Raw genomic sequence first — 25051 nt, 5'->3', positions numbered from 1 at the left:
ACCGTTACTTGGACCGAGCGGACCGAACACCGTGTGAGGGGGCGTCGATGTACCACACCTGGATGCGTTTCTTCACGCCCACACCCGCCCACCACCGCCTCGGCCTCGCCTGCCTCGGCGTCGGCCTCCAGTACGGCGCCCTGCCCACCGTCGGCCCCCGCACCCTCGACCACCACGTGGCCGTCGTGATCAGCGCGGGCGGCGGCTGGTACCTGGGCCCCGACGGCCGCCGCACGACCGTCACCGCGCCGGCGCTGCTGTGGCTCACCCCCGGAGTCCCGCACCACTACGCGCCCGACGCCGGCGCCGGCTGGGACGAGGGGTTCGTCGACTTCACCGGGCCCGCGACGACGACGTACACCGAACTCGGCTACATCGAGCCGGAGCGGCCCGTGGTGGCCCTCTCGGACGCGAGCGGCCCCCGCGCGGTCATCGGGCGGATGGCGCGCGCCGCGCGGCGCGGCAACCCCCTCCTGGAGGTGGAGACCGGCGCGGCCGTCCACGAACTCCTGGTCGCCCTGCGCCGTGCCCGCGCCGACCTCGCCCCCGACGGCGACCCGGTCCTCCAGGCCCTCGCCCGGGACGCCTGTCTGCCGCTGACCGTCGCCGACCACGCGACCCGGCACGGCATGACCCCCGCCGCCCTGCGCGTCGCCGTCCGCCGAGGCGCCGGATGCAGCCCCAAGGACTACCTCCTCGGCATCCGCCTGGGCCGCGCCAAGGAACTCCTTGCCGCCACCGAACTCCCGGTCGCCGCCGTCGCCCGCCGTGTCGGCTACGACGACCCCGCCTACTTCTCCCGCCTGTTCACCCGTCGCGTCGGCATGCCCCCCGTCCGCTTCCGCGCCCAACAGGGCCGCACCGTCCCCGGCGGCTGGAGCGACCAGGTCCCCGACCCGGCCGATCCACCGATCATCGAGTGGCCGCACGCCACATAGGGGTCGACGACCATGTGGCCGCACATCACGCAGGCCCGATCGTCGAATGTCCGCACGCCACATAGCCGCACCCCACACAGGGGCCGATGATCGCGTGGCCGCACGCCACGTAGGGTGGTCGCCCATGACCACCAGCACCAAGGGAACCGGTGACGTCGACCCCGCCGTGCGCGAGGAGCTCGCCCGGCTGCGCGACAGCATCGACAACATCGACGCGGCCGTCGTCCACATGCTCGCCGAACGCTTCAAGGCCACCCAGCAGGTCGGCGTCCTCAAGGCCACCCACCGGCTGCCGCCCGCCGACCCGGCCCGCGAGGCCCGCCAGATCGAACGCCTCCGCGCGCTGGCCGAAAGCGCCAAGCTGGACCCGGCGTTCGCTGAGAAGTTCCTGAATTTCATCATCGGCGAAGTGATTCGGCACCACGAGCGCATCGCGGAGGACGCCGTGAACGGCGGTTCACCCACGGCGAACTGACCTCCCGAGTCCCGTAATGGGCGTGACAGCGGGGCGAGTTCGGGGCCATGCTGCGCTGTGCGCTCCTTGTGCACTCCATGTCGGTCGACGGGCACGCCCCGTCAGTGCCTGCGCCATAAGCTGGTTGTCCCACGCGGGAGGGACGTCGGGCCATGCCGTCGGATGCCAAGATCCTCGTCGTCGACGACCATGAGGACACGCTGTACGCGCTGGAGAGCGCCCTGGCCCCGCTGGACTGTCCGCTCGCCCGCGCCACCAGCGGCGACGAGGCGCTCAAGCAGGTGCTCCGCGGCCGGGTCGGCCTCCTCCTGCTCGACGTGCGCATGCCCGGCGTCAGTGGCCTGGACGTCGTCCGCTATCTGCGCCGTCTCGAACAGACCCAGCACATCCCCGTCATCCTCCTCACCGGCTTCGGCCTCGACCCCGAACTGACCGCCGCCGCCTTCGCCCTGGGCGTCGCCGACCTCGTCACCAAACCCGTCGACCCCTGGACCCTGCGCACCAAGGTCCGCTACCTCTACGACGCCCACCGGCGCCACCAGGCCCTCGAACAGGAGGTCCGCGAACTCCGCGCCCTCCTCAAGGACCCCCAGGAACCCCGCCCCGCCCTGCCTCACCCGGACGCGCGCGTGCCCTGCCGGCGCGACGCCCAGAACACGGCACCCGCACCCGCACCCGCATCCACACCCACACCCACATCGGCATCCGCCCCCGCACCCGACCGGACATAAGCCGCGTACGCGACCTGCTCTGTGCCATGTCAGTGCCATCAGGCAGCATGTTCTGCATGTCCGTACTGACGCGCGACGAAGCGCAGACCCGTGCCAGGCTCCTCGACGTCCACCGCTACACGATCGAACTCGATCTGACGACGGGCGAAGACACCTTCGACTCCCGCACCGTCATCGCGTTCACCGTTCGCGGGGATCAAGCAGGCACCGACACCTTCGTCGAGCTCAAGCCCGCCGAACTGCGCTCCGTCACCCTCGACGGCCACCCCCTCGACCCGGAACACCTCGTCGAGAACCGGCTCCCGCTGCCCGGCCTCACCGCGGGCGAGCACGAACTGCGCGTCGACGCGAGCATGCGCTACTCCCGCACCGGCGAGGGCATGCACCGCTTCACGGACCCCACCGACGGCGAGACCTACCTCTACACCCAGCTCTTCATGGAGGACGTCCAGCGCGTCTTCGCCGCCTTCGACCAGCCCGACCTCAAGGCCGTCTTCGACCTCACCGTCACGGCCCCCGAAGGCTGGACCGTCCTCGCCAACGGCATCACCGAACACCTCGGCGAAGGCCGCTGGCAGGCCGCCCCCACCCCCCTCATCTCGACCTACCTCGTAGCCGTGGCCGCCGGCCCCTGGCACTCGGTGCGCACCGAACACCGCGGCCTGCCCTTCGGCATCCACTGCCGCCGCTCCCTGGCCCCCCACCTCGACGCGGACGCCGACGAGATCCTCGACATCACCCGCCAGTGCTACGACCGCTACCACGAGAAGTTCGAGGAGCCCTACCCCTTCGACTCCTACGACCAGGCCTTCGTCCCCGAGTTCAACGCGGGCGCCATGGAGAACCCCGGACTGGTCACCTTCCGCGACGAGTTCATCTACCGCTCCGCCGTCACCGACACCGAGCGGCAGACCCGCGGCATGGTCATCGCCCACGAGATGGCCCACATGTGGTTCGGCGACCTCGTCACCCTCCAGTGGTGGGACGACATCTGGCTGAACGAGTCCTTCGCCGAGTACATGGGCTACCAGACCCTCACCGAGGCCACCCGCTTCACCGACACCTGGACCGACTTCGGCGTCGTCCGCAAGGCCTGGGGCTACGACGCCGACCAGCGCCCCTCGACCCACCCCGTGGCCCCGGAGAACGTCGACGACACCGCGTCCGCCCTCCTCAACTTCGACGGCATCTCGTACGCCAAGGGGGCTTCCGCACTACGGCAGTTGGTGGCCTGGCTCGGCGAGAAGGACTTCCTCGCCGGCATCAACACCCACTTCGCCCGCCACAAGTTCGGCAACGCCACCCTCGCCGACTTCATCGACTCCCTCGCCTCCGGCACCGAACGCGACGTCCACGCGTGGGCGGACGCGTGGCTGCGCACGACGGGCGTGGACACCCTCACGCCCGAAGTCGACGCCGGTGACGGCCACTGGAGTTACACGATCCGGCACGAGGGCAGCCCTGGAGTCCTGTCCAAGCGCGACCCCTCCCTGGACCACGACGGACTCACCCACCTCAGCACCCTCGTATCAACCGGCGGCACCCGCCCGCACCGCATCACCATCGGTCTCTACGACCACGACCTGCACGACGCGAGCCGGCTGATCCTCCGCGGCCGCATCGAGAAGGACCTCGCCGCCACCCCCAACGGCAGCATCACCAGCACCATGGGCCCCCGCCCCGCCCTCGTCGTCCTCAACGACGGCGACTTCACCTACGCCAAGATCCGCTTCGACGCCGAGTCCCTGGAGACCGTCCGCACCAGCCTCTCCGGCCTCCCCGAACCCCTCACCCGCGCGGTCGTCTGGAACGCCCTGCGCGACGCCGTCCGCGACGGCCAACTCCCCGCCTCCGCCTACCTGGACGCCGCCCGCGCCCACCTCCCGCACGAGACGGACCTCGCCCTCGTCCAGGGCGTCCTCGCCTTTGCCTCCGCCCAGGTCACCGACCGCTACCTCACCCCCGAGGCCCGCCCGGTCGCCCTCGCCACCCTCACCGCCCTGTGCCGCGACCTCATCCGCCGCACCGAGGACGGCTCCAACCCCGGCCTGCGCCTCATCGCCGTACGCCACTTCATCGACGTCGCCGCCCACCCGGACACCATCGCCGCCTGGCTCGCCGAAGGCACCGTCCCCGGCGGCCCGGAACTGGACCCCGAGCTCCGCTGGCGCGTCCTGGCCCGCCTCGCCGTCCTCGGCGCCACCGACGAGTCCGCCATCGCCGCCGAACTGGAACGCGACCCGTCCGCCACCGGCCAGGAAGGCGCCGCCCGCTGTCGCGCCGCCCTCCCCGACCCCGAGGCCAAACGCGCGGCCTGGGACGCGATGTTCACCACGGACGACCTCTCCAACTACCTCTTCACCGCCACGGCCCAGGGCTTCTGGCAACCCGAACAGGCCGACCTGGTGAGCGAGTACGTGCCCCGCTTCTACGAGGACGCGGTAGCCCTCGCCGCCCGCCGCGGCCCCGCCATGGCCGACGCCGCCGGCCGCTGGGCCTTCCCCACCCACGCCGTCGACCCCGAAACCCTCCGCCTGGGCGAGGAGTGCCTGCGCGACGCCGACCTCATCCCGTCCCTGCGCCGCAAGTTGGCCGACCAACTCGACGACCTGGGGCGGGCGTTGCGGGTACGCGGGGTGGAGTGACGGAAGCGGCGACTTCTTAGGCGCCGGGCGGCATCATCCACCCGTCCGGCACCCTTTCGACGCAGGCCGCACAGACTCAGCCCGTCCGGCGCTCGAGGACGAGGCCGTTCAGGCCGAAGCGGGGTCTGGGGGCGCAGCGGGGTCTGGGGGCGCAGCCCCCAGCAACGCCCGCACCAACACCGGCACCCGCACCAACACCCACACCGGACCCTGAACAACACCCTTTCGGGTTCCGATCGTTGTTCTCCCCGGGCGCGTCGACTCATCCAGGTACAAGCTGGAACTCCCCATGCCACGCGCCCCGGAGGACAGCATGAGCAGCGCCCCCCTCGCCTCAGGCCCCGAAGGACCCGACGCCCTGCGGCCGTTGCTCGACACCGTCCTCGACGCCCTCGGCACCGGACGCCGGGCCCGCGGCGGCCCGTTCCCCGCGGGTGGCCCCGACGCGGTCGCCGCCCGTATGCGGGACGCCGTAGGGGACGTACTCCCGGACGACGGCGACCCCGACGCCCTGCGCACGCTCGTGCACGCGCTGGCGGAAGGCGCCGCCGACCCCGCCGACCCGCTGTGCGCGGCACACCTGCACTGCCCGCCGCTCGCCGTGGCCACCGCCGCAGACCTCGCCGTCAGCGCGCTCAACCCGTCGCTCGACTCCTGGGACCAGGCTCCCGCCGCCTCCGCCCTCGAAGCCCTCGTCACCCGCACCCTCGCCCACGAGATCGGCCTCGCCGACGCCCTCGTCACCACCGGCGGCACCGAAGCCAACCAACTCGCCCTGCTGCTCGCCCGCGAAGCCAACGGCGGCAGCGTGCGGTTGGTCTGCGGAAGCAACGCCCACCACTCCCTGCCCCGCGCCGCCTGGCTCCTCGGCCTGCCCGACCCCGTCGTCGTACCCGCCCCCACCGGCACCCTCGACCCCGCCGCCCTCGACGAAGCCCTCACCGCACTCCCGGGCTCCCGCGGCTCCGTCCTGGTCGCCGCCACCGCGGGCACCACCGACGCCGGACTCATCGACCCACTCCCCGAGATCGCCGGCCTGTGCGCCGCCCACGGCGCCCGCCTCCACATCGACGCCGCGTACGGCGGAGGCCTCACCTTCAGCGACCGGCACCGCGACAAACTCGCCGGCCTCGACCGCGCCCACACCGTCACCCTCGACCTGCACAAACTCGGCTGGCAACCCGTCGCCGCCGGCCTCCTCGCCGTACGGCACCCCCGCGACCTCGCCGCCCTCACCCAGCGCGCCGACTACCTCAACGCCGACGACGACACCGAAGCGGGCCTGCCCGACCTCCTCGGCCGCTCCATGCGCACCACCCGACGCCCCGACGTTCTCAAGCTCGCCGTCACCCTGAAAACCCTCGGCCGCACCGGACTCGGCACCCTCGTCGACCAAGTCTGCGCCCGGGCACGGGAGTTCGCCGCCATGGTCCACAACCACCCCGGCTTCGAGCTCTACGACCCGCCCGTCATCAGCACCGTCCTGTTCCGGCCCGCCGAGGCCACCGACGACGCCGTGGCCGCCGTACGCCGTCAACTCCTCACCGACGGACGGGCCGTCCTCGGCCGGGCCGCGCTCGACGGCCGGCTCTGGCTCAAGGTCACCCTCCTCAACCCCCACGCCCGGCCCGACGACCTGGCCGCCCTCCTGAAACTGGTGGAAGGAAACACCCCCCGATGAGCCACCCCCCGACGGGTCACCCCCAGACCCCCAACCCCCCACACCACGAACCCGATCCACCCCGCGACCTGGTCGGCATCGGCATCGGACCGTCCAACCTCTCCCTCGCGGCCCTCGCCCACCCCCTCAGCGAACTCGACACCGCCTTCTACGAACAGCGCCCCGGCTTCGACTGGCACCCCGGCCTGCTCATCGACGGCGCGACCGTCCAAGTCCCGTTCCTGGCCGACCTGGTGACCCTCGCCGACCCCGCCAGCCCCTGGTCCTTCCTCAACTACCTCAGGGCCCGCGACCGGCTCTTCCCCTTCTACTTCGCCGAGCGCTTCCACATCCAGCGCGCCGAGTACGACGCCTACTGCCGCTGGGTCGCCGACAGCCTCCCCGGACTCCACTTCGGCCACCAGGTCGACGCCGTCCGCTTCAACCCCGAACGCGACGTGTTCGAGGTCGACTTCACCCAGCTCGACAGCGATGGAGAAGCGGAAGCCCTCGGGCGGACGTACACCAAGAACATCGTGCTCGGCGTCGGCACCGCCCCCTACGTCCCCGACCCGCTCAAGCCCCTCGTCGAAGCCCCCGGCGTCCCCGTCATCCACGCCGCCGACTACCTCGCCCACCGCGAAACGTTTCTCGCCGCCGACCACATCACCGTCATCGGATCGGGACAGACCGGCGCCGAGGTCTTCCTCGACCTGCTCCGCCACCGCCCCGCGGGACACGAGAAGCTCCACTGGATCGGCCGCAGCGAGGCGTTCGCGCCCATGGAGTACTCCAAGCTCGGCCTGGAGCACTTCACCCCCGACTACACCCGCTACTTCCACGCCCTCGCCGAACCCGTCCGCGACCGCCTCGTCACCTCGCAGTGGCAACTCCACAAGGGCATCGACGCCGACACCATCGCCGCCATCCACGACGAGCTCTACCGCCGTACCCTGCACGGCGGTTGGCCCGACGCCGTCCTCACCCCCGGCGTCCGCGTCCGCACCGCGGGCCGCATCGCGACCACCAAGGTCGAGCTCCACCTGGAACACCTCCAGCAGAACACCCGCTCCCGCCTCACCACCGACGCCGTCGTCCTCGCCACCGGCTACCGCGAACGCCCCCTCGGCCGCATCCTCGCCGGACTCGACCCCTACCTGCGCCGCGACAGCGCCGAACGCCCGCGCATCGACGACCAGTTCAGGCTCGTGCTCGACCCCTCCGTCACCGGCGCGGGCTGTCACGTCTACGTCCAGAACGCCGAACTCCACACCCACGGCGTCGGCGCCCCCGACCTCGGCCTCGCCGCCTGGCGCAGCGCCACCATCCTCAACTCCCTCACCGGCAAGGAGCCTTACCCCCTCCCCGGCCGAACCGCCTTCACCACCTTCGGCCTTGACCCCCAGGTCCAGATCCCCCCGGCCCGCCAGGCCACCCGCACCCTCACCCCACTCGTGGAAGGACGCTAGGAAGGGGCCCGGCGGCAACCAGAACCGCCGGACCCCCACCCGAGAAAACCCGAGCCTCTAGAACACCGGAGCCTCTAGAAAACCGGCGTCCCGTTGCGCGTCAACTTCCAGTCCACCGAGGCGAAGTCGGCCGGATCCAGCACACCCTTCGCGGTCGCCCACTCCGCGATCCGCGTCCGGATCTCCGTCGACTCCGACCACACCTCGGTCGCCGACGCCACATGCGGGAACGCACCGCCGCCGTTCGCCCGGTAGTTGTTCACCGCCAGCACGAACTGCTGAGCGTCGTCCAGCGCCGCACCGTTGTAGGTGAGGTTCTTGATCCGCGAACCCGCCGCCTGCGCGATGTCGATGTCGTACGAGAACCCGGACACGTAGTCGTAGTTGTAGTCCGGGCGGCCGTTCGCGTTCGTCAGCTTCTCCGTGTCGACCACCGCATCCGCCGCCGTCTGCACGAAGTACTCCGCCGAGTACTCCAGGTACGCCCGCACCTGAGCACCCGTCAGCAACTTTGCGACCAGCGTGTTGTCGTACACGTACAGACCCGAAAGATCCCGGATCGTCACGTTGCCCGCCGGGATCTCCGAGGTCCGCGAGAACGGCGACGCCTGCGCGATCACCGGCAGCGACGCGTACGCCGTCCCCACCAACGCCGCCTTCACCACGTCCTCCTGGACCTTGGTGATCAGGTCGATGATCGGAGCGTCCTTGTACCGCGCGTCGACCGTCGTCAGCGTCGCCGTCGCCGTACCGACCACCTGGTTGACGTACTCCACGACCAGCGCGTGCTCGTCCTTCAGCAGCCGCGTGATCTTCGGGTCGTCCGCGACCGTCTTCGCGTCCCGCAGCGACGCGGCCACCGACTCGACGGTCCAACGCCCCTTCTCGAAGACCAACTCGAAATCGAAGACGCTCAACCGCTCGGCGTAGCACAGCGGTTCGGACAGCACGACGGTCTTCCCCGTCGCCGTGTTCGTGACCTTCAACTCCGGGATCTCCACGTGCGCGTGCCCGACGAGGATCGCGTCGATCCCCGGCACCTGCTGCGCGACGAGCGCCGCCGAGTTCTCCACGTACGGCAGCTGATCACCGTACGACGACGTCCCCGACGACCCGGAGTGCGCCGACACGACGACGACATCCGCCCCCATCGACTTCAGCTTCGGCACCCACTTCGCCGCCTGCTCCTCAAGCCCCGGGAACGTCAACTTCCCCTGCACATACGCCTTGTCCCAGATCGCGATACCCGGGTTGGTGAGGCCGAGGACCGCGACCTTCACCGGGGGCGCACCCGGCACCTGGAACTTCTTGAGGAAGTACGGCGGGAACGCGGGCTTCAGCGTCTTCGCGTCCAGCGCGTTGGCCCCGAGCAGCGGGAAGCGGCACTGGTCCTCGAACTTCCGCAGCGTCTCGATGCCGTAGTTGAACTCGTGGTTGCCCAGCGCCGCCGCGTCGTACCCGATCGCGTTCATCGCCTGCGCCATCGGGTGCACCGGCCCGCCCTTGGCGGTGATCGGGTCCACCTTCGCGAAGTAGTACGTCAGCGGGGTGCCCTGGATCGTGTCGCCCGCGTCCAGCAGCAGCGTGTTCCGCCGCCCCTTCTCCTGGCGGATCTGGTTCACCAGGGTCGACACCCGCGCCAGACCCATCGCGTTGCCCTTGGCGTCCGCGTACTCCGCGTCCTTGAAGTAGTCCCAGTTGAAGACATGCCCGTGCAGGTCCGTCGTGCCCATGACGGTCAGCGAGTACCGCTTGGGGTGCCTGCCCGGCTTCTTCTTCTCCGCGGCCTGCGCCGCCGGAGCCGCCGCCGCACCGGCCAGCGCGACCCCGGCGCCCGTCACGGCGGACTTCTTCAGGAACTTCCGGCGGTTCAAGGGCATGTCTGGATCTCCTCGGGAAACGGTCAACAACGCGCGTAGATTCTGACCCGTTTCTTACCTGGCGCAACAGCCCCCGCAGGTTTCGATCTGATGACCACCACAAGCTGTGACCCACCGGTGAATGACACAGTGGGACACATGACCGCGCCCACAGACGAACCCCAACCCCCTGTCCCCTACGGCACCCCCGACGCCCCCCGCATCGCCGTCCGCGGCGAGGCCCGCCTCGAAGTCGACCCCGAGATCGCCCGCATCGGCATCACCGTCGCCGCCCGCGGCACCGACCGCCGCACCGCCCTCGACGACCTCACCCGCCGCAACGCCACCGTCCTCGACCTGGTCAAGAGCTACGGCGAGGCCGTCGAACGCCTGGAGACCGGCGGCTTCTCCATCACCCCCGAACTCACCAAGCACGGCCGCGGCGAACGCGTCCACCGCTACCACGGCAGAGTCAACGTCACCGCCGAACTCGCCGACTTCACCGCCCTCGGCGAACTCACCACCCGCCTCGCCGACCTCGACCTCACCCGCGTCGACGGCCCCTGGTGGGCCCTGCGCCCCGACTCGCCCGTCCACCGCAAGGCCCGCCAGCAAGCAGTCCACGAAGCCGTCCAACGCGCCCGCGAATACGCCGAGGCGCTGGGTACGACCTTGGCCGCTCTGGTGGAGCTGGCCGACATCGGCGCCGAGAACGCCCAGACCTACGGCGCACCCCAGAGCCGTATGCGCTCCATGTCCTTCGCCGCCGGTGGAGGCGAGGACACCACCGCGGCGCCCCTCGACCTCGAACCCCAACGGCAGACCGTCTACGCCCAGGTCAACGCACGCTTCACGATGGCGCCGCCGCGCCTATGAGCCCACCCTTCAATTCGACCGTGCGAACGCTCATTGGAGCACCCCGCCGCACATTCAAGCCTTGTCAATAAGCCTTCACCCAAAGGTTGTTGAGTAGTCATGCACGGCCAATTCCCTACCCATCGGTAAGGTCTAGGCTCAAACCATGCGCCGAGCAAAAATCGTCTGTACCTTGGGCCCCGCAACCGACTCGTACGACCAGATCAAAGCCCTGGTCGAAGCCGGAATGGACGTAGCCCGCTTCAACCTCAGCCACGGCACCCACGCCGAACACGAGGAGCGCTACCAGCGCGTCCGAAAGGCCGCCGAGGAGACCGGCCGCAGCGTCGGAATGCTCGCCGACCTTCAAGGCCCGAAGATCCGACTCGGCCACTTCACCGAAGGCCCCGTACTCCTTGAACGCGGAGACACCTTCACCATCACCGTCGAAGAAGGCGCGGCAGGCGACCGCCAGTCCTGCGGCACGACCTACGCCGGCCTCGCCACCGACGTCACCCCCGGCGAACGCGTCCTCGTCGACGACGGCAAGGTCTGCCTCGAAGTCACCTCCGTCGACGGCCCCCGCGTCCACACCGAGGTCGTCGAAGGCGGCATGGTCTCCGACCACAAGGGCCTCAACCTCCCCGGAGTCGCCGTCTCCGTCCCCGCCCTCTCCGACAAGGACGAGGACGACCTCCGCTGGGCCCTGCGCGCGGGCTTCGACGTGATCGCGCTGTCCTTCGTCCGCAGCGGCAAGGACATCGACGAGGTCCACCGCATCATGGACGAGGAGGGCCACCGCCTCCCCGTCATCGCCAAGGTCGAGAAACCCCAGGCGGTCGAGGCCATCGACGACATCGTCGCCGCCTTCGACGGCATCATGGTGGCCCGCGGCGACCTCGGCGTGGAGATGCCCCTCGAACAGGTCCCGATCGTCCAGAAGCGCGCGATCAAGCTGGCCAAGCGCAACGCCAAGCCGGTCATCGTCGCCACCCAGATGCTCGACTCGATGATCGAGAACTCCCGCCCGACCAGGGCGGAAGCCTCCGATGTGGCGAACGCCGTGATCGACGGCACGGACGCGGTGATGCTCTCCGGCGAGACCAGCGTCGGCAAGTACCCCATCGCCACCGTCACCACCATGGCCCGCATCATCGAGGCCGCCGAGGAAGACATCCTCGCCAAGGGCCTGCCCCCGCTGACCGAACGCAACAAGCCCCGCACCCAGGGCGGCGCCGTCGCCCGAGCCGCCGCCGAGATGGGCGACTTCCTCGGCGCGAAGTACCTCGTCGCCTTCACCCAGTCCGGCGACACGGTCCGCCGCCTCTCCCGCTACCGCTCGCCGATCCCGGTCATGGCCTTCACCCCGGACCCGGCCACCCGCGCCCAACTCAACCTCACCTGGGGCGTGGAGACCATCCTCGGCCCCCACGTCGACTCCACCGACGCCATGGTCGACCAGGTCGACGAACTCCTCCTCAAGTACGGCCGCTGCGAGAAGGGCGACATCGTCGTCATCACGGCCGGCTCGCCCCCCGGAGTCGCCGGCTCGACCAACCTCGTCCGCGTCCACCACGTCGGCGAGGACGACAGCCCCAAGTAGCCCTACGCGTAACGATGTTGAAGTCCGCCGCAGGAGTCACGACCACCGAGAACAACGTGGTGAGCAACGTGACGTCCCCGGACACCTGAATCGTCCCCAACCCCTTCCCGGCCAACAGCCGCAACAACCGCACCTTGTTCATGGTGAGAGTCGGCCCGGCGAAGGGGTTGGGCGAGGCACCCGACGTACGCGTCAACACACCGTGCTTCAGCCGGAGATGCCAGTACGTGGCCTGCCCCGGCAGATACCGGTCAATGGCGAACCCGTGAGATGGAAGTTCCGCCGGACCGCGTTCTCCGTCGCGTACGCCGGCATTTCGTAGACCTGGGCGAGGAGTTGCTTGAGTTTCTCGCGATCGTGATCGGGCTCGGCGAAAACGCAATGGTTGAGGAGAGTGGCGGCGAAACGGAGATCGCCGTCGCGGACGAATTCGCGGGCTATCGACACGGCGGAGCTGATGCCGCCCAACGCCTTGACGTATCGCTTCGCCTCCGCGACCGGCGAATGCTCCCAAAGATGAGCCGGATTGGCGTCGAACCACCCCATGCACCGCTGATAAATCCCCTTCGCGTTATGGCTGATGGACCCGCAATAACCCCGGTTCGCCCACACTTCCGCAAGCGCGGGCGCCAGTTGGAACTCCTCCGCGATTTCGCGGGCCGCGAGACCGGAGTTGGGCGCCGTACATGTAGATGGAACGGCGGGTCATCGCCGTGCCTGCGTATACGTTCTCGGAGACGGCGTGCTCCATGAAGCCCTCGGGGGCGATGATCGGTACATCACCGGCGCCGTCCGGGAGGACGCCTCGGCAGCCGCCGTAGTGGTCGACGTGCGGGTGGGTGTAGATGAGGCCGGTGACCTTGAACAGCCCCTGTTTCCCGGTGAGTTGAGACATGCGCCAGAGGCTGGCGTAGGCGTCGTTGTCCCAGATGACTTCTCCGGCCGCGTTCTTGACGATGCCGGGTGTCGGGGCGGCGATGAATCCCGGCGGATTCCGGACTCACGCCTGTGGCGGCCGCGGCGAAACCTTGTCTGATCAGGGGTGTCATGCGGCCGAACATCGTGGGTGGGGTCAGTGTTTGGGGCCTACGGGGGTGTCCATGAGGGCGACTGAGGCTTTGCGGGCGACGGAGATGTTGTGGGCGTTCGCCTGCTTCCAGCTGACGCCGGCCTTGTCGAGGGTGTCGGTGTAGAGCCGCCTGATGTCCGTGGAGAGGTTGGTGAAGAAGTACCGGGGGTATTCGTAGCGCTTTGTCTCACCGCCGACGAGGCGGGTCGTCCAGTTGATGATGCGGCAGCCGTCGGAGTGGACGAGACCCCGGATGAACTCCCAGGGGTGGGCGTCGACGATGTCCAACTGCCAGGGTTCGAGGGCGATTTCGCGCTTGTGCTTCACGCCGGGGCCGTGTTGGGGGAAGAGGTAGGGCCAGTGCCGGTAGTAGCTGGTCACCATCGTGTAGCCCTCCTTCTGGAGTGCGAAGACGCCGATGTCGGGGCGCACCTTCGCTATGGCCTCGCGGCACAGTTGGATGAGCCCGGGCCACGCGTCGGCGCACGCGATCCTGAGGTAGTAGCCGGTGCCGCGAGGGTGGGCGCTGATGCAGCCGTCGCCGAGGTAGAGGCCCAGGAGGTAGGCGTAGGCGTGATCGTCGGCAGGTGGCCCAGGGGCCGGAGCTGCGATGCTGGGCAGGGGTTCAAGTCGGTCCTGCCAGGAGCGGATCGCGGCACGGGAGATGCCGGTCTCGCGGCTCACGGAGTTCAGGCTGCGGCCCTGCTCGACCAGCGCGATTGCTCGCTTGCGTGTGCTGATGTCGTACATGCGATCACCCTGCGAGAGTGATCGTCGCGACACGCGGCAAAAAGCGGAGGTTCACACGAACGTGAACCTCCGCTTTAAATGTTCGCCTTCGATTTGAAGGAAAAGTGCCCCGAGTCGGATTCGAACCGACGCTTGATGGGTTTTGAATCCATTGTCTCTACCGCTGGACTACCGGGGCTCCCTCGGAAACCAAGGTCAGCGGTCTCCCGCTGTGCCCCCACCTTATCGCAGCTAGGTAGGCTCTTGTCAGCACTACCCCCGTGCCCTGAACGAGGAGCCCCCGTGACCGCCCCCGAGTCGCCCCAGCCCGTAGACGCGCCCGACGACGACAAGTCGCACGTGCCTCCGCTGACGACCCGTGTCGTCATCGCCGAGGACGAGGCCCTGATCCGGCTCGATCTCAAAGAGATGCTGGAGGAGGAGGGGTACACCGTCGTCGGTGAGGCCGGTGATGGTGAGCAGGCCGTCGAGCTGGCCCGTGAGCACAAGCCCGACCTGGTGATCCTCGATGTGAAGATGCCCAAGCTGGACGGCATCTCCGCGGCCGAGAAGATCGCCGAGGAGGGCATCGCTCCCGTACTGATGCTCACCGCCTTCTCGCAGCGTGACCTCGTCGAGCGGGCGAGGGACGCCGGTGCGATGGCGTACCTCGTGAAGCCCTTCAGCAAGAGTGACGTCGTGCCCGCGATCGAGATGGCCGTTTCGCGCTTCACCGAGCTCAAGCAGTTGGAGCAGGAGGTCGCCGACCTCACGCTGCGGCTGGAGACCCGCAAGCTGGTCGACCGGGCGAAGTCGATTCTCCAGACTGAGTACGGGCTGTCCGAGCCGGCCGCGTTCCGGTGGATCCAGAAGACGTCGATGGACCGTCGGATGTCCATGCAGCAGGTCGCCGAGGCGGTCATCCAGGACGCGGACGAGAAGAAGTCCTCGAAGGGCTGACACCCGCGACGTTACCTACGACGAGGCCCGCGCCCCCGAAGCTGGGGGCGCGGGCCTCGTCGTAGAGAAACAACCGGAAGCGACCGGAAGACGAAGACTCAGTCCTCGCCGAGGTACGCCTTCCGTACCGACTCGTCGTGCAGCAGGTCCTGGCCCGTGCCGGAGAGGACGATGTTGCCGACCTCCATGACGTGGCCCTGGTCGGCTAGCGACAGGGCTGCCTGGGCGTTCTGTTCGACGAGGAGGATCGTCGTGCCGGAGGCCTTGAGCTCCACGATCGTCGCCAGGATCTTCTGCATCATGATCGGCGAGAGACCCATGGACGGTTCGTCCAGCATCAGCAGCTTCGGCTGGGACATGAGCGCGCGGCCCATCGCCAGCATCTGCTGCTCACCGCCGGAGAGGGTTCCCGCGGCCTGCTTCTGGCGCTCTCCCAGGATCGGGAAGAGGTCGTAGGCGCGCTGGATGTCCTTCTCGATGCCTTCCTTGTCCTTGCGGAGGAAGGCACCGAGCTGGAGGTTCTCGGCGATGGTGAGGCGGGGGAAGATGTGTCGGCCTTCGGGGGAGTGGGCCAGCCCGAGGGAGACGATCTTGTGTGCGGGGACGTTCTTCAGCGGTTTGCCGTCGAAGGTGATGTTGCCGCCGGAGGGCTGCAACAGGCCGGAGAGGGTGCGCAGGGTGGTCGTCTTGCCGGCGCCGTTGGTGCCGATGAGGGTGACGACCTGGCCGGCCTCGACGCTGAAGGAGATGCCCTTGACGGCTTCGATCTTGCCGTAGGCGACCCTGAGGTCCTCGACCTCTAGCAGTGCGGTCACTGGGCTTCTCCCTTGGTGCTGGTGGTGCTCTCCGCCTCCGCCGCGGGCTGGGTGTCCTCGGGGGCGCCTTCGAAGGGTTCGCCGAGGTAGGCGGCCACGACGCGTTCGTCGGCCTGGACGACATCGGAGGTGCCTTCGACGAGTTTCTCGCCCTGGACGAGGACGGCGACGCGGTCGCAGAGGTTGAAGATGAAGCGCATGTCGTGCTCGATGACGAGGACGGCGATGCCCTTGTCGCGGATGGCGAAGACCAACTCCTCGGTCGCCCGCGTCTCTTGGGGGTTCATGCCGGCCGTCGGTTCGTCCAGCAGCAGGAGACCCGGCTCGGAGGCCAGGGCGCGTGCGATCTCCAGCTTGCGCTGTTCGCCGTAGGGGAGGTTGCGTGCCAGGTGGTCGCGCTTGTGGGCGAGGCCGATGAACTCCAGGAGTTCCATGGCGCGTTCTTCGCTCGCCTTTTCGGCCTTCTTGAAGCCGGGGCCGCGCAGGAGGGCCGACCAGAGGCCTTCCTTGGTGCGGGTGTGGCGGCCGACCAGCACGTTCTCCAGGACCGTCATGTTGGCGAACAGGCGGATGTTCTGGAAGGTGCGGGCGATGCCGGCCTTGGTGACCAGGTGGGGCTTCGGCGGGAGCACCGTGCCCATGTAGGAGACCGTGCCCTCGGTGGGGACGTAGAGGCCGGTGAGGCAGTTGAAGAAGGTGGTCTTGCCGGCGCCGTTGGGGCCGATGAGGCCTACGATCTCGCCGGCGTTGACGGTGAAGTCGACGGAGCGGACGGCGGTGAGGCCGCCGAAGCGCATGGTGACGTCACGGGCTTCGAGTACAGGTGTCGTCATGGCTCTCTACGCCCCTGCCTTGGTGATGGCCGGTTCGTCGGTCAGGGTCGTGGTGTCCGGTACGTCGAGTTGGCCGGTCTCGTGGAATTCCAGCTGGCGTCGGCGGTTGGGGATGATTCCCTCGGGGCGGAAGCGCATCAGGAGGATGAGCGCGATGCCGAAGGCGAGCAGCGACTTGTCCTGGAGCGCCACGAGCTTCTCCGGGAGCAGGTAGAGCAGGGCGGCGCCGAGGAAGGGTCCGGAGACGGTGCCCATGCCGCCGAGGACGACGGCGGCCAGCAGGAACGCGGAGTTGGGCGGGGCCGCTCCGGCGAACTGGTACGGGTTCGGCACCACGCTGTAGGTGACGTGGGCGCTGACGGTGCCGGCGAGGCCGGCGAGGGTGGCGCCGAGGGCGAACGCGATGAGCTTGACCCGGAAGCCGTTGATGCCCATGGCGGTGGCGGCGGTCTCGTCCTCGCGGATGGCGATCCAGGATCGGCCGATGCGGGAGTCGGAGGCGCGGCGGTAGATCGTGACGACGAGGGCACTGATCAGGACCATGAGCAGGTAGTAGTTGGCGAACCGGCCGATGGTGAATCCGGCGATGTCGTGGTTCTGGCCGAAGTCGAAGCCGAAGAACGACAGGTCGGGGATGGACGGGATGCCGTTGGGGCCGTTGGTGATGTCGGGGCCGGAGACGCCGTCCATGTTGTTGACGGCGATGCGGAAGATCTCTCCGAAGCCGAGGGTCACGATGGCGAGGTAGTCGCCGCGCAGACGCAGGGTCGGGGCGCCGATGAGGACGCCGAAGACCAGCGACGCGGCCGCACCGGTGAGGGCGGCGGCCCAGAAGGGGAACTGGACGCCGGAGAACTTGGAGAACTCGGAGCCGGAGACCAGGGCGGCGGTGTAGGCGCCGACGCCGAGGAAGGCGACGTAGCCGAGGTCGAGGAGTCCGGCGAGGCCGACGACGATGTTGAGGCCGAGGGCGACGGTTCCGAAGATCAGGATGTTGACGCCGAGGTTGGCGTAGTGGTCGTTGGTCTGGGTGAAGGGGAAGCCGATCGCGGCGACGAAGCCCATGGCGAGGGCGAAGCTGCGGTTGTCGGCGGTGAGGCGGCTGAAGCGGTCGAAGAGACCGGCCGTCTGCAGGGCCCAGGCGGTGAAGACGACGACGATGAGGAAGCCGATGAAGAGTTCGTCCTCGGCGTCGATGCCGTAGGCGAAGACCGTGAGGCCGAGGGCGGCGACGATGGTGATGGCGAGTCGCTGGATCCAGGGCGCGGTGGCCTGGGGGGCCGGGACGCGGTCGGCCTTGGCGATGTACGCCTTGAGCGCTTCCTTGGTGCTGTCGGTGGCGTCCTGCGGGAGGGCGAGGGCGCCGATGACGGGGAGCAGGGAGGCGACGGCGGCGATGTAGGTGCCGGGTTCCCAGTTGACGATGCCGCCGAGTTCGGCGGCGATCGAGATCACCGTGTACCAGGTGACGGCGAAGCCGCTGAGGGCGGTGAGGACGAGAGGTGCGTTGTTGCGGGCGGGCAGGAGCCAGCCGAGTCCTCGGACGCCGTAGGTGGAGAGGGCGAAGAGGGCGGTGATGATGCCGGCGATGAGGGTGAGGACCTGGAGGCCGCCGGGGTAGCCGTTGACGGTGAGGTCGCCGGGGAAGTCGGAGGTCCAGGTCCAGCGCAGGAAGGTGGAGGCGGTGGTGAGGATGCCGCCGGCCAGGAGGAGAGCGCGGGCGGCCGCGAGGGGCAGCGGGATGAGGCCACGCTGTGCCGCGGGGGCGGTGGCCGGTGTCTGAGGGTTCTCGGTCGTCTCGGTCATGTGATCACGCCCTGTCCGCGACGCGTTCGCCGAGCAGGCCTTGTGGCCTGAACAGCAGTACGAGGATGAGGAGACAGAAGGCCCAGACGTTGGCCCAGCCGGATCCGCCGAGCTGCTGCATGCCGGGGATGTGGTTGATGTAGGCCGAGGCGAGGGTCTCGGCGACCCCGAGGACGACTCCGCCGAGCATGGCTCCGTAGATGTTGCCGATGCCGCCCATGACGGCCGCGGTGAAGGCCTTGAGGCCCATCAGGAAGCCCATGCGGTAGCCGATGTTGCCGTACTTCAGGCCGTAGGAGACGGCCGCTACGGCGGCGAAGAAACCGCCGATGGCGAAAGCTATGACGATGATGCGGTTGGTGTCGATGCCCATGAGCTGGGAGGTGTCCGGGTCCTGGGCGGTGGCCTGCATGGCGCGGCCGGTGCGGCTCTTGCGGACGAACCAGGCGAGGCCGGACATGCAGACGATGGCGGCCACCACGAGGAAGATGTCGGCGTCGGTGATGGTGACCGAGCCGATGTCGTGGCTGCCGTCGAGGCTGGGGAAGGAGCGGTCCTTGTCGGCGCCCGGGTAGAAGTTCCGGACGACTTCCTGGAGCGCCAGTGAGAGGCCGATGGCGGTGATGAGGGGCGCCAGCCGTGGTGCTTGCCGCAGGGGGCGGTAGGCGAATCGTTCGGCCCCTACCGCGACGAGGACGGAGACGATTCCGCCGCCGATCAGCATGAGTGGTACCGCGACCACCATCGAGGTGCCGTCGGGCAGGATGTAGGCGTAGACCGTGAGGGCGCCGAAGGCGCCGGTCATGAAGATCTCGCCGTGCGCGAAGTTGATGAGCTGGACGATGCCGTACACCATCGTGTAGCCGATGGCGATCAGCCCGTACATCGAGCCGAGGAGCAGCCCGTTGGCCAGCTGCTGCGGCAGGGTGTTCACCGCGTGGCCTCCATTGTCGCTGGTGGTCGTGTGCACAGATCGCGTGCCTGGGGGTGGGGGGGTGTGACAACGGGCCGCGCGGTCGGGATCCTCCTTCCGCGCGGCCCGTGGTGCGGTGGTGCTGTGGTGCTGAGGCTGGGATCAGCCGGTGAAGGTACCGGTCTTCACGGCCTTCCAGGCGCCGTTGGTGACCTGGTAGACGGTGAGCTGCTTGTTGCCGGTGTCGCCGTACTGGTCGAAGGTGACCTTGCCGGTGATGCCTTCGAAGTCGGACTTCTGTACGGCGTCGACGACCTTGGAGCGGAGGTCGTTGCTGTCGGGCAGCTTGCCGCCGTTGGCGTCCTTGACGGCCTTCACTGCCTTGATGATGGCGGAGGCGGCGTCGTAGGAGTAGCCGCCGTAGGCGCCGTAGTCACCCTTGTAGCCCTTGGCCTTGTAGGTCTCGACGAAGGCCTTGGCGGCGGGCAGGGTGTCGACGGGGACGCCGACCGAGGTGGCGAGGTCGCCCTCGGCGGCCTTGCCGGCGGTCTGGATGTAGGTGGTGGCGTACATGCCGTCACCGCCGAACAGCGGGATCTTGACGCCGGCGGCCTTGAGCTGCTTGGTGATCTTCTCCGACTCGTCGTACTGGCCGCCGTAGTAGAGCAGGTCGGCGCCGGAGTTCTTGATCTTGGTGACGAGCGAGCTGAAGTCGGTGTCGCCGGTGTTGACGTGGTCGGTACCGGCGATGGTGCCGCCGAGCTTCTTGAAGCCGCTGTTGAAGATCCCGGCCAGGCCGGCGCCGTAGGTCTGCTTGTCGTCGACGACGAAGGCCTTCTTCTTCTTGAGGCCGTTGAACGCGTAGTCGGCGGCGAAGCCACCCTGGAGGGCGTCGGTGGTGGCGGTACGGAAGTACGTCTTGTACGGCCGCGTCTTGGTGGTCGCCCAGTTCTTGCCCTGGGTGAGGCTGGGGTCGGTGTTCGAGGGGGAGATCTCGACCATGTTGGCCGAGGCGAACACCTTCTGCATGGAGAGGGCGACGCCGGAGTTCAGCGGGCCGACGGCGCCGACGACGTTGCTGTCGCCGGTGAAGGCCGTGGCGTTGGACTGGCCGGTGGCGGGCTGCGCCTTGTCGTCCAGGGCCTTGACCTTGAACTTGACGCCGGGGACCCAGTTGTTCTTGTTGGCGTCGTCCACGGCGATCTGGACGCCGTACTGGATGCCGAGACCGGTGGTGGAGTTCTCACCGGACAGCGGGGCGTCGACACCGATGGTCAGGGTGGTCGACCCGCTGTCACTTTTGCTACCGCTGTCCCGGGAGCCGCAGGCGGTGAGGGTCAGAGCTCCGGTCGTGAGAACGGAGGTCAGTATCACCAAAGAACGCTGTCGCACAATCAGTCCTTTCCGCAGGCACAGTCGCCCCCGTTTGGAGCGGCAAGGTGCTGCGCTGGTACCCAACTCCCGATGGAGCGGTGACTGGCCGTGACTCTAAGCCCGGTCTGTGGGCATGGGCATCGTCGTGCGCTGGCTTGTGACTTTCTTGTTATGACGTACAGGTTGGCGGGCTTCGTGGAGGGTGGGTCTCGGCCGGTTTGGCGGAGTTCAGCTTCGGTCCACATTTTGAGAACCTGCACTTCCGCTTGGCCGTGGGCCTGGCCTGGCCTTTGTCGTGCCGCAGGCCCTGTGGAGGAGCTGGGAAAGGTCGTTGGAGTAGGCGCTGCCGAAGATGAAACTGTGGTGTTGTATTGCGCGCGTGTTACGCAGCGTTACGTCCAGAAAGGCGAGGTCCGCATTCAGGGGCAGTCCCGAACAGTCGGAAACCGAAATCTCCACCGTGACGCGGCGGGTCGCTCCGGTGCGGACGGTGAAGGAAGGATCGGGGAGGGCCTGGGCGGTGAGCCCGTCGAAGGCGGCGCCGGTCACCTTTATGGCGACCGGAGGTCCGCTTTCCACGGTGACCGCGAAGCGGAAGAAGCCGGTCGTGGTGGGGGTGTCGGTGGTCTGGGCGAGCCCGGTGTAGCGCCACTCGGTGATGTTCGCGGGCCACGGGACGGGTGGGGCCGGCTCGTCCTGCCGCCTGTCGTGGAAGGGCGGCAGGAGGACGGCTCCGACGGCGACGGCGGTGACCGTGCCCGCGGTGAGCACGGCCCTGCGGGTGCGCTGCGGAAGGGTGTGCCAATGGTCGCTCAGGCGGGGCGAGTCGCCCCCGATGACGTCACAACTCCCGTCGATCTCCGGTGAGTCGACGGATTCGACGGGCCCGATACCGCTCATGCCGGCAGCCTCATGGGGAAACGGTAGGGGAGCGGACGGGGGTGCGGAAGACGGGGTCAAGATCCTCCGGTTCAGAGCCGGTTCGCGGCGTGGGAGGAGCCGTCAGCCGGTGGTGTTCGCGGGGATGGGGTCGCCCGGCTTCACGTCCCGCAGCATGCACGTCAGCCGCGCGGTGCACACCCGTCGCCCGTCCTCGTCACTGATCACGATCTCGTACGTCGCCGTCGAGCGGCCCCGGTGCACGGGGGTGGCGACGCCGGTCACGAGGCCGGAGCGGGCGCCGCGGTGGTGGGTGCAGTTCAGGTCGACGCCGACGGCGAGCTTCGTGCTGCCGCCGTGCAGCATCGACCCGAGCGAGCCGAGGGTCTCGGCCAGCACCGCGGAGGCGCCGCCGTGCAGCAGCCCGTACGGCTGGGTGTTGCCCTCGACGGGCATGGTGCCGACGACGCGCTCGGCGGACGCCTCGACGATCTCCACGCCCATCCGGGTGCCGAGGTGCCCCGCGGAGAAGAGGGCGACCAGGTCGATGCCGAGTGCCGAGTACTCGTCGATGACGTCCTGCGGGAACTTCCCGTGCTGCTGCTCGCCCATGGGGCCGACTCCGTTCGTCCTACGCCTGGCTGGTGCACCTGACCGACGGCTGAGCGAACGCTCAGTCGGTGGTCGATTGTTCCAGACGTACGACGACGGACTTGCTGGCCGGGGTGTTACTGGTGTCGGCGGTGGCGTCCAGGGGGACCAGGACGTTGGTCTCGGGGTAGTAGGCGGCGGCGCAGCCCCGCGCGGTCGGGTAGTGCACGACCCGGAAACCGGGCGCCCGCCGCTCCACCCCGTCCTTCCACTCGCCGACCAGGTCGACGTACGACCCGTCGGCGATCCCCAGCCGGGCGGCGTCGTCGGGGTGGACCATGACGACCCGGCGGCCGTTCTTGATGCCCCGGTAGCGGTCGTCGAGGCCGTAGATCGTGGTGTTGTACTGGTCGTGCGAGCGCAGCGTCTGCAACAGCAGGCGCCCTTCGGGCAGTTCGGGGTATTCGACGGCCGCGGCGGTGAAGTTGGCCTTGCCGGTGGTGGTCGGGAAGCGGCGTTCGTCGCGCGGGGCGTGCGGGAGGGCGAAGCCTCCGGGGTGCGCGACACGCTTGTTGAAGTCCTGGAAGCCGGGGATCACGCGCGCGATGCGGTCGCGGATCGTCGCGTAGTCCTTCTCGAACTCCTCCCAGGGCGTGCGGGATGCGGCGCCGAGGACACGGCGGGCGAGGCGGGCGACGATGGCCGGCTCGGACAGCAGGTGCTTGCTCGCGGGCTCCAGGCGGCCGTGCGATGCGTGCACCATGCCCATGGAGTCCTCGACGGTCACGAACTGCTCGCCGCCGCCCTGGAGATCGCGCTCGGTACGGCCCAGGCAGGGCAGGATCAGGGCACGCGCGCCCGTGACGGCGTGCGAGCGGTTGAGCTTCGTCGACACGTGCACGGTGAGGCTGGCGCGCCGCATGGCGGCTTCGGTGACCTCGGTGTCGGGGGAGGCGGACACGAAGTTGCCGCCCATGGCGAAGAACACCTTCGCGTCGCCGTCGCGCAGGGCGCGGATCGCGGCGACGACGTCGTAGCCGTGCTCGCGCGGCGGGGCGAAGCCGAACTCCTTCTCCAGGGCGTCCAGGAAGCCCGGTGCAGGGCGCTCGAAGATGCCCATCGTGCGGTCGCCCTGCACGTTGCTGTGGCCGCGCACCGGGCACACGCCGGCGCCGGGGCGGCCGATGTTGCCGCGCAGCAGAAGGAAGTTGACGACCTCGCGGATGGTCGGGACGGCGTGCTTGTGCTGGGTGAGGCCCATCGCCCAGCACACGATGGTGCGCTCGGAGGCGAGCACCATCTCCAGGGCCTTCTCGATCTCCGGGCGGGTCAGCCCGGTGGCGAGGAGCGTCTCGTCCCAGTCGGCGTCCCGCGCGGCGGCGGCGAACTCCTCGTAGCCGTGGGTGTGTTCGTCGATGAAGGGCTGGTCGACCGCACCCTCCGTCTCCAGGACGAGCTTGTTCAGGAGGCGGAAGAGGGCCTGGTCGCCGCCGATGCGGATCTGCAGGAACAGGTCGGTGAGGGCGGCGCCCTTGAGCATGCCCTGCGGGGTCTGCGGGTTCTTGAACTTCTCCAGGCCCGCCTCGGGCAGCGGGTTCACGCTGATGATCTTCGCGCCGTTGGCCTTGGCCTTCTCCAGGGCGGAGAGCATGCGCGGGTGGTTGGTCCCCGGGTTCTGGCCGGCGACGACGATCAGGTCGGCCTGGTAGAGGTCCTCCAGCAGGACGCTGCCCTTGCCGATGCCGATCGTCTCGGTCAGCGCCGAACCCGACGACTCGTGGCACATGTTCGAGCAGTCCGGCAGGTTGTTGGTGCCCAGCTCCCGCGCGAACAACTGGTACAGGAACGCGGCCTCGTTGCTGGTGCGGCCCGAGGTGTAGAAGAGCGCCTCGTCCGGTGAGCCGAGGGCGGCGATCTCCTCCGCGACGATGTCGAAGGCACGCTCCCAGGAGACCGGTTCGTAGCGCTCGGCCCCTTCGGGGAGATACATGGGATGCGTCAGACGCCCTTGTTGCCCCAGCCAGTACCCGCTGCGGGTCGCGAGATCGGCCACCGGATGGGCCGCGAAGAACTCCGGGGTGACCCGGCGCAGGGTGGCCTCCTCGGCGACCGCCTTCGCGCCGTTCTCACAGAACTCCGCCGCGTGCCGGTGTGCCGGCTCCGGCCAGGCGCAGCCCGGGCAGTCGAAGCCGTCCTTCTGATTGACCCGCAGCAGCGTCAACGCGGTGCGCTTGACGCCCATCTGCTGCTGGGCGATGCGCAACGTGTGCCCGATCGCCGGCAGTCCGGCCGCGGCGTGCTTGGGCTCGGTGACCTGCGGGGCGTCCTGGACCGGATCACCCTTGGGCGGCTTCGTGGCCATCGCGGGCCCTCCTTCACTGGCACATGTGCACTACATCTCCGATCCTCGCACGGGGCAGTGACAGCGCCGAGGTCGGTTCGTGGGATCTATGGGTTCGGGGGTGGGAGGGGCCGGTGGGTGTGTGAGGGGGTGCGGGGGTGGAGTGGTGCGGGGGTGGAGTGGGGTAGGGAAGGAGCGGGGCGGGCTTGTCCGGCTTCTCGCCACTGGGGGTGCTGCCGGCCGTCCGGCCTGTGCTGTGGTGGGCGGTGCCGGTCCGTCCGATTTTCACGGCGGCGGGGCGGGGCGGGGCGTGTCCGGCCGGGTCCGCTGCGGCGACGGTGACTTCTTCACGCGCGCGTGGCCCCGGGGGCCGGTTGCCCTACGACCGTTGCCGCGAGGCGACCGGGCTCACGACCTCCGCCTTCCGCGGACTGCCTCCACCCCCGCCTTGGCATGCGCCTCCGCGCCACGGGCCACGACGAATTCGGCTACCGCTCCCGCCGTCG

22 protein-coding genes and 1 tRNA gene are annotated in these 25051 nt (G+C 69.0%); 9 read left to right on the top strand and 14 right to left on the bottom strand.

What is annotated here, in order from left to right; all coding sequences use genetic code 11:
* Window positions 1–47: 47 nt before the first annotated feature.
* The 6 genes from OG588_RS12315 to OG588_RS12290 all read left to right on the top strand — a co-directional run bounded on the left by OG588_RS12315 (window position 48) and on the right by OG588_RS12290 (window position 7918).
* Window positions 48–938, top strand: coding sequence for a helix-turn-helix domain-containing protein (locus OG588_RS12315; RefSeq protein ID WP_405947314.1), 891 nt, complete (start codon window positions 48–50; stop codon window positions 936–938).
* A gap of 124 nt (window positions 939–1062) precedes the next feature.
* Window positions 1063–1413, top strand: coding sequence for a chorismate mutase (locus tag OG588_RS12310; protein ID WP_405947313.1), 351 nt, complete (start codon window positions 1063–1065; stop codon window positions 1411–1413).
* A gap of 152 nt (window positions 1414–1565) precedes the next feature.
* A complete protein-coding gene (locus OG588_RS12305) occupies window positions 1566–2144 on the top strand; it encodes a two-component system response regulator (RefSeq protein ID WP_405947312.1) in 579 nt (192 codons plus the stop codon).
* A 47-nt stretch (window positions 2145–2191) separates the two neighbouring features.
* Window positions 2192–4789 (top strand): aminopeptidase N, encoded by a 2598-nt coding sequence (pepN, locus tag OG588_RS12300; protein WP_405953102.1) that lies wholly within the window; start codon window positions 2192–2194, stop codon window positions 4787–4789.
* 313 nt (window positions 4790–5102) lie between these two features.
* Complete coding sequence (locus tag OG588_RS12295; protein WP_405947311.1) at window positions 5103–6470, top strand: pyridoxal phosphate-dependent decarboxylase family protein; 1368 nt, start codon at window positions 5103–5105, stop codon at window positions 6468–6470.
* Entirely contained in the window at window positions 6467–7918 is a 1452-nt protein-coding gene (locus tag OG588_RS12290) for a lysine N(6)-hydroxylase/L-ornithine N(5)-oxygenase family protein (RefSeq protein WP_405947310.1), read from the top strand. Before OG588_RS12295 ends, OG588_RS12290 begins: the two co-directional genes overlap by 4 nt.
* Window positions 7919–7992: 74 nt before the next feature.
* Here the strand turns inward: OG588_RS12290 and OG588_RS12285 are convergent, their stop codons facing one another.
* The gene (locus OG588_RS12285; RefSeq protein WP_405947309.1) at window positions 7993–9798 is read right to left on the bottom strand and encodes a bifunctional metallophosphatase/5'-nucleotidase; all 1806 of its coding nucleotides are present in this window, start codon (window positions 9796–9798) and stop codon (window positions 7993–7995) included.
* Window positions 9799–9936: 138 nt separating this feature from the next.
* Here OG588_RS12285 and OG588_RS12280 point away from each other — a divergent pair, with 138 nt between their 5' ends.
* Complete coding sequence (locus tag OG588_RS12280) at window positions 9937–10653, top strand: SIMPL domain-containing protein (protein WP_405947308.1); 717 nt, start codon at window positions 9937–9939, stop codon at window positions 10651–10653.
* A 145-nt stretch (window positions 10654–10798) separates the two neighbouring features.
* Complete coding sequence (gene pyk, locus OG588_RS12275; protein ID WP_405947307.1) at window positions 10799–12235, top strand: pyruvate kinase; 1437 nt, start codon at window positions 10799–10801, stop codon at window positions 12233–12235.
* On the opposite strand, the gene OG588_RS12270 is transcribed toward pyk, so the two are convergent.
* The 5 genes from OG588_RS12270 to OG588_RS12250 form a co-directional block, all read right to left on the bottom strand.
* Window positions 12150–12446, bottom strand: coding sequence for an alkyl sulfatase C-terminal domain-containing protein (locus OG588_RS12270; RefSeq protein ID WP_405953101.1), 297 nt, complete (start codon window positions 12444–12446; stop codon window positions 12150–12152). The two genes, pyk and OG588_RS12270, sit on opposite strands and share 86 nt — an antisense overlap.
* Window positions 12443–12847, bottom strand: coding sequence for an alkyl sulfatase dimerization domain-containing protein (locus OG588_RS12265; RefSeq protein ID WP_405947306.1), 405 nt, complete (start codon window positions 12845–12847; stop codon window positions 12443–12445). The genes OG588_RS12270 and OG588_RS12265 overlap by 4 nt, the downstream gene beginning before the upstream one ends.
* On the bottom strand, window positions 12807–13130 hold the full coding sequence (locus OG588_RS12260) for an MBL fold metallo-hydrolase (RefSeq protein ID WP_405947305.1): 324 nt from the start codon (window positions 13128–13130) through the stop codon (window positions 12807–12809). Before OG588_RS12260 ends, OG588_RS12265 begins: the two co-directional genes overlap by 41 nt.
* Before the next feature lie 177 nt (window positions 13131–13307).
* Complete coding sequence (locus OG588_RS12255) at window positions 13308–14054, bottom strand: helix-turn-helix domain-containing protein (protein ID WP_405947304.1); 747 nt, start codon at window positions 14052–14054, stop codon at window positions 13308–13310.
* Window positions 14055–14159: 105 nt separating this feature from the next.
* Window positions 14160–14232 (bottom strand) — tRNA-Leu (locus OG588_RS12250).
* A gap of 104 nt (window positions 14233–14336) precedes the next feature.
* On the opposite strand from OG588_RS12250, the gene OG588_RS12245 reads away from it, so the two are divergent.
* Window positions 14337–14993: an ANTAR domain-containing response regulator gene (locus OG588_RS12245; protein WP_019062225.1), complete on the top strand. Its 657-nt coding sequence runs from the start codon at window positions 14337–14339 to the stop codon at window positions 14991–14993.
* A 98-nt stretch (window positions 14994–15091) separates the two neighbouring features.
* On the opposite strand, the gene OG588_RS12240 is transcribed toward OG588_RS12245, so the two are convergent.
* From OG588_RS12240 to OG588_RS12205, 8 genes are all read right to left on the bottom strand, one after another.
* Window positions 15092–15808: an ABC transporter ATP-binding protein gene (locus tag OG588_RS12240; RefSeq protein ID WP_405947303.1), complete on the bottom strand. Its 717-nt coding sequence runs from the start codon at window positions 15806–15808 to the stop codon at window positions 15092–15094.
* Window positions 15805–16641: an ABC transporter ATP-binding protein gene (locus tag OG588_RS12235; RefSeq protein ID WP_405947302.1), complete on the bottom strand. Its 837-nt coding sequence runs from the start codon at window positions 16639–16641 to the stop codon at window positions 15805–15807. The genes OG588_RS12240 and OG588_RS12235 overlap by 4 nt, the downstream gene beginning before the upstream one ends.
* Window positions 16642–16647: 6 nt before the next feature.
* A complete protein-coding gene (locus OG588_RS12230; RefSeq protein ID WP_405947301.1) occupies window positions 16648–18447 on the bottom strand; it encodes a branched-chain amino acid ABC transporter permease in 1800 nt (599 codons plus the stop codon).
* Between the two features lie 4 nt (window positions 18448–18451).
* Window positions 18452–19381, bottom strand: a complete 930-nt coding sequence (locus OG588_RS12225) for a branched-chain amino acid ABC transporter permease (RefSeq protein WP_019062221.1) — start codon at window positions 19379–19381, stop codon at window positions 18452–18454.
* Window positions 19382–19522: 141 nt separating this feature from the next.
* Window positions 19523–20737: a branched-chain amino acid ABC transporter substrate-binding protein gene (locus tag OG588_RS12220; protein WP_405953100.1), complete on the bottom strand. Its 1215-nt coding sequence runs from the start codon at window positions 20735–20737 to the stop codon at window positions 19523–19525.
* A gap of 225 nt (window positions 20738–20962) precedes the next feature.
* The gene (locus tag OG588_RS12215; RefSeq protein WP_405947300.1) at window positions 20963–21634 is read right to left on the bottom strand and encodes a hypothetical protein; all 672 of its coding nucleotides are present in this window, start codon (window positions 21632–21634) and stop codon (window positions 20963–20965) included.
* 102 nt (window positions 21635–21736) lie between these two features.
* A complete protein-coding gene (locus tag OG588_RS12210; protein ID WP_405947299.1) occupies window positions 21737–22225 on the bottom strand; it encodes a PaaI family thioesterase in 489 nt (162 codons plus the stop codon).
* A gap of 61 nt (window positions 22226–22286) precedes the next feature.
* The gene (locus tag OG588_RS12205; protein ID WP_405947298.1) at window positions 22287–24566 is read right to left on the bottom strand and encodes an FdhF/YdeP family oxidoreductase; all 2280 of its coding nucleotides are present in this window, start codon (window positions 24564–24566) and stop codon (window positions 22287–22289) included.
* Window positions 24567–25051 lie beyond the last annotated feature (485 nt).

Origin of the sequence: Streptomyces prunicolor (assembly GCF_045162825.1) — a bacterium.
Lineage (GTDB): Bacteria > Actinomycetota > Actinomycetes > Streptomycetales > Streptomycetaceae > Streptomyces > Streptomyces prunicolor.
Note: the sequence above shows the minus strand (reverse complement) of the source record. Positions and strands in the feature narration are given on the sequence as shown.

Coding starts and splice junctions, on each gene's coding strand:
- OG588_RS12315 (WP_405947314.1), top strand. CDS start 48: ATGTACCACACCTGGATGCGTTTCTTCACGCCCACACCCGCCCACCAC.
- OG588_RS12310 (WP_405947313.1), top strand. CDS start 1,063: ATGACCACCAGCACCAAGGGAACCGGTGACGTCGACCCCGCCGTGCGC.
- OG588_RS12305 (WP_405947312.1), top strand. CDS start 1,566: ATGCCGTCGGATGCCAAGATCCTCGTCGTCGACGACCATGAGGACACG.
- pepN (WP_405953102.1), top strand. CDS start 2,192: ATGTTCTGCATGTCCGTACTGACGCGCGACGAAGCGCAGACCCGTGCC.
- OG588_RS12295 (WP_405947311.1), top strand. CDS start 5,103: ATGAGCAGCGCCCCCCTCGCCTCAGGCCCCGAAGGACCCGACGCCCTG.
- OG588_RS12290 (WP_405947310.1), top strand. CDS start 6,467: ATGAGCCACCCCCCGACGGGTCACCCCCAGACCCCCAACCCCCCACAC.
- OG588_RS12285 (WP_405947309.1), bottom strand. CDS start 9,798: ATGCCCTTGAACCGCCGGAAGTTCCTGAAGAAGTCCGCCGTGACGGGC.
- OG588_RS12280 (WP_405947308.1), top strand. CDS start 9,937: ATGACCGCGCCCACAGACGAACCCCAACCCCCTGTCCCCTACGGCACC.
- pyk (WP_405947307.1), top strand. CDS start 10,799: ATGCGCCGAGCAAAAATCGTCTGTACCTTGGGCCCCGCAACCGACTCG.
- OG588_RS12260 (WP_405947305.1), bottom strand. CDS start 13,130: ATGTCTCAACTCACCGGGAAACAGGGGCTGTTCAAGGTCACCGGCCTC.
- OG588_RS12255 (WP_405947304.1), bottom strand. CDS start 14,054: ATGTACGACATCAGCACACGCAAGCGAGCAATCGCGCTGGTCGAGCAG.
- OG588_RS12235 (WP_405947302.1), bottom strand. CDS start 16,641: ATGACGACACCTGTACTCGAAGCCCGTGACGTCACCATGCGCTTCGGC.
- OG588_RS12230 (WP_405947301.1), bottom strand. CDS start 18,447: ATGACCGAGACGACCGAGAACCCTCAGACACCGGCCACCGCCCCCGCG.
- OG588_RS12215 (WP_405947300.1), bottom strand. CDS start 21,634: ATGAGCGGTATCGGGCCCGTCGAATCCGTCGACTCACCGGAGATCGAC.
- OG588_RS12210 (WP_405947299.1), bottom strand. CDS start 22,225: ATGGGCGAGCAGCAGCACGGGAAGTTCCCGCAGGACGTCATCGACGAG.
- OG588_RS12205 (WP_405947298.1), bottom strand. CDS start 24,566: ATGGCCACGAAGCCGCCCAAGGGTGATCCGGTCCAGGACGCCCCGCAG.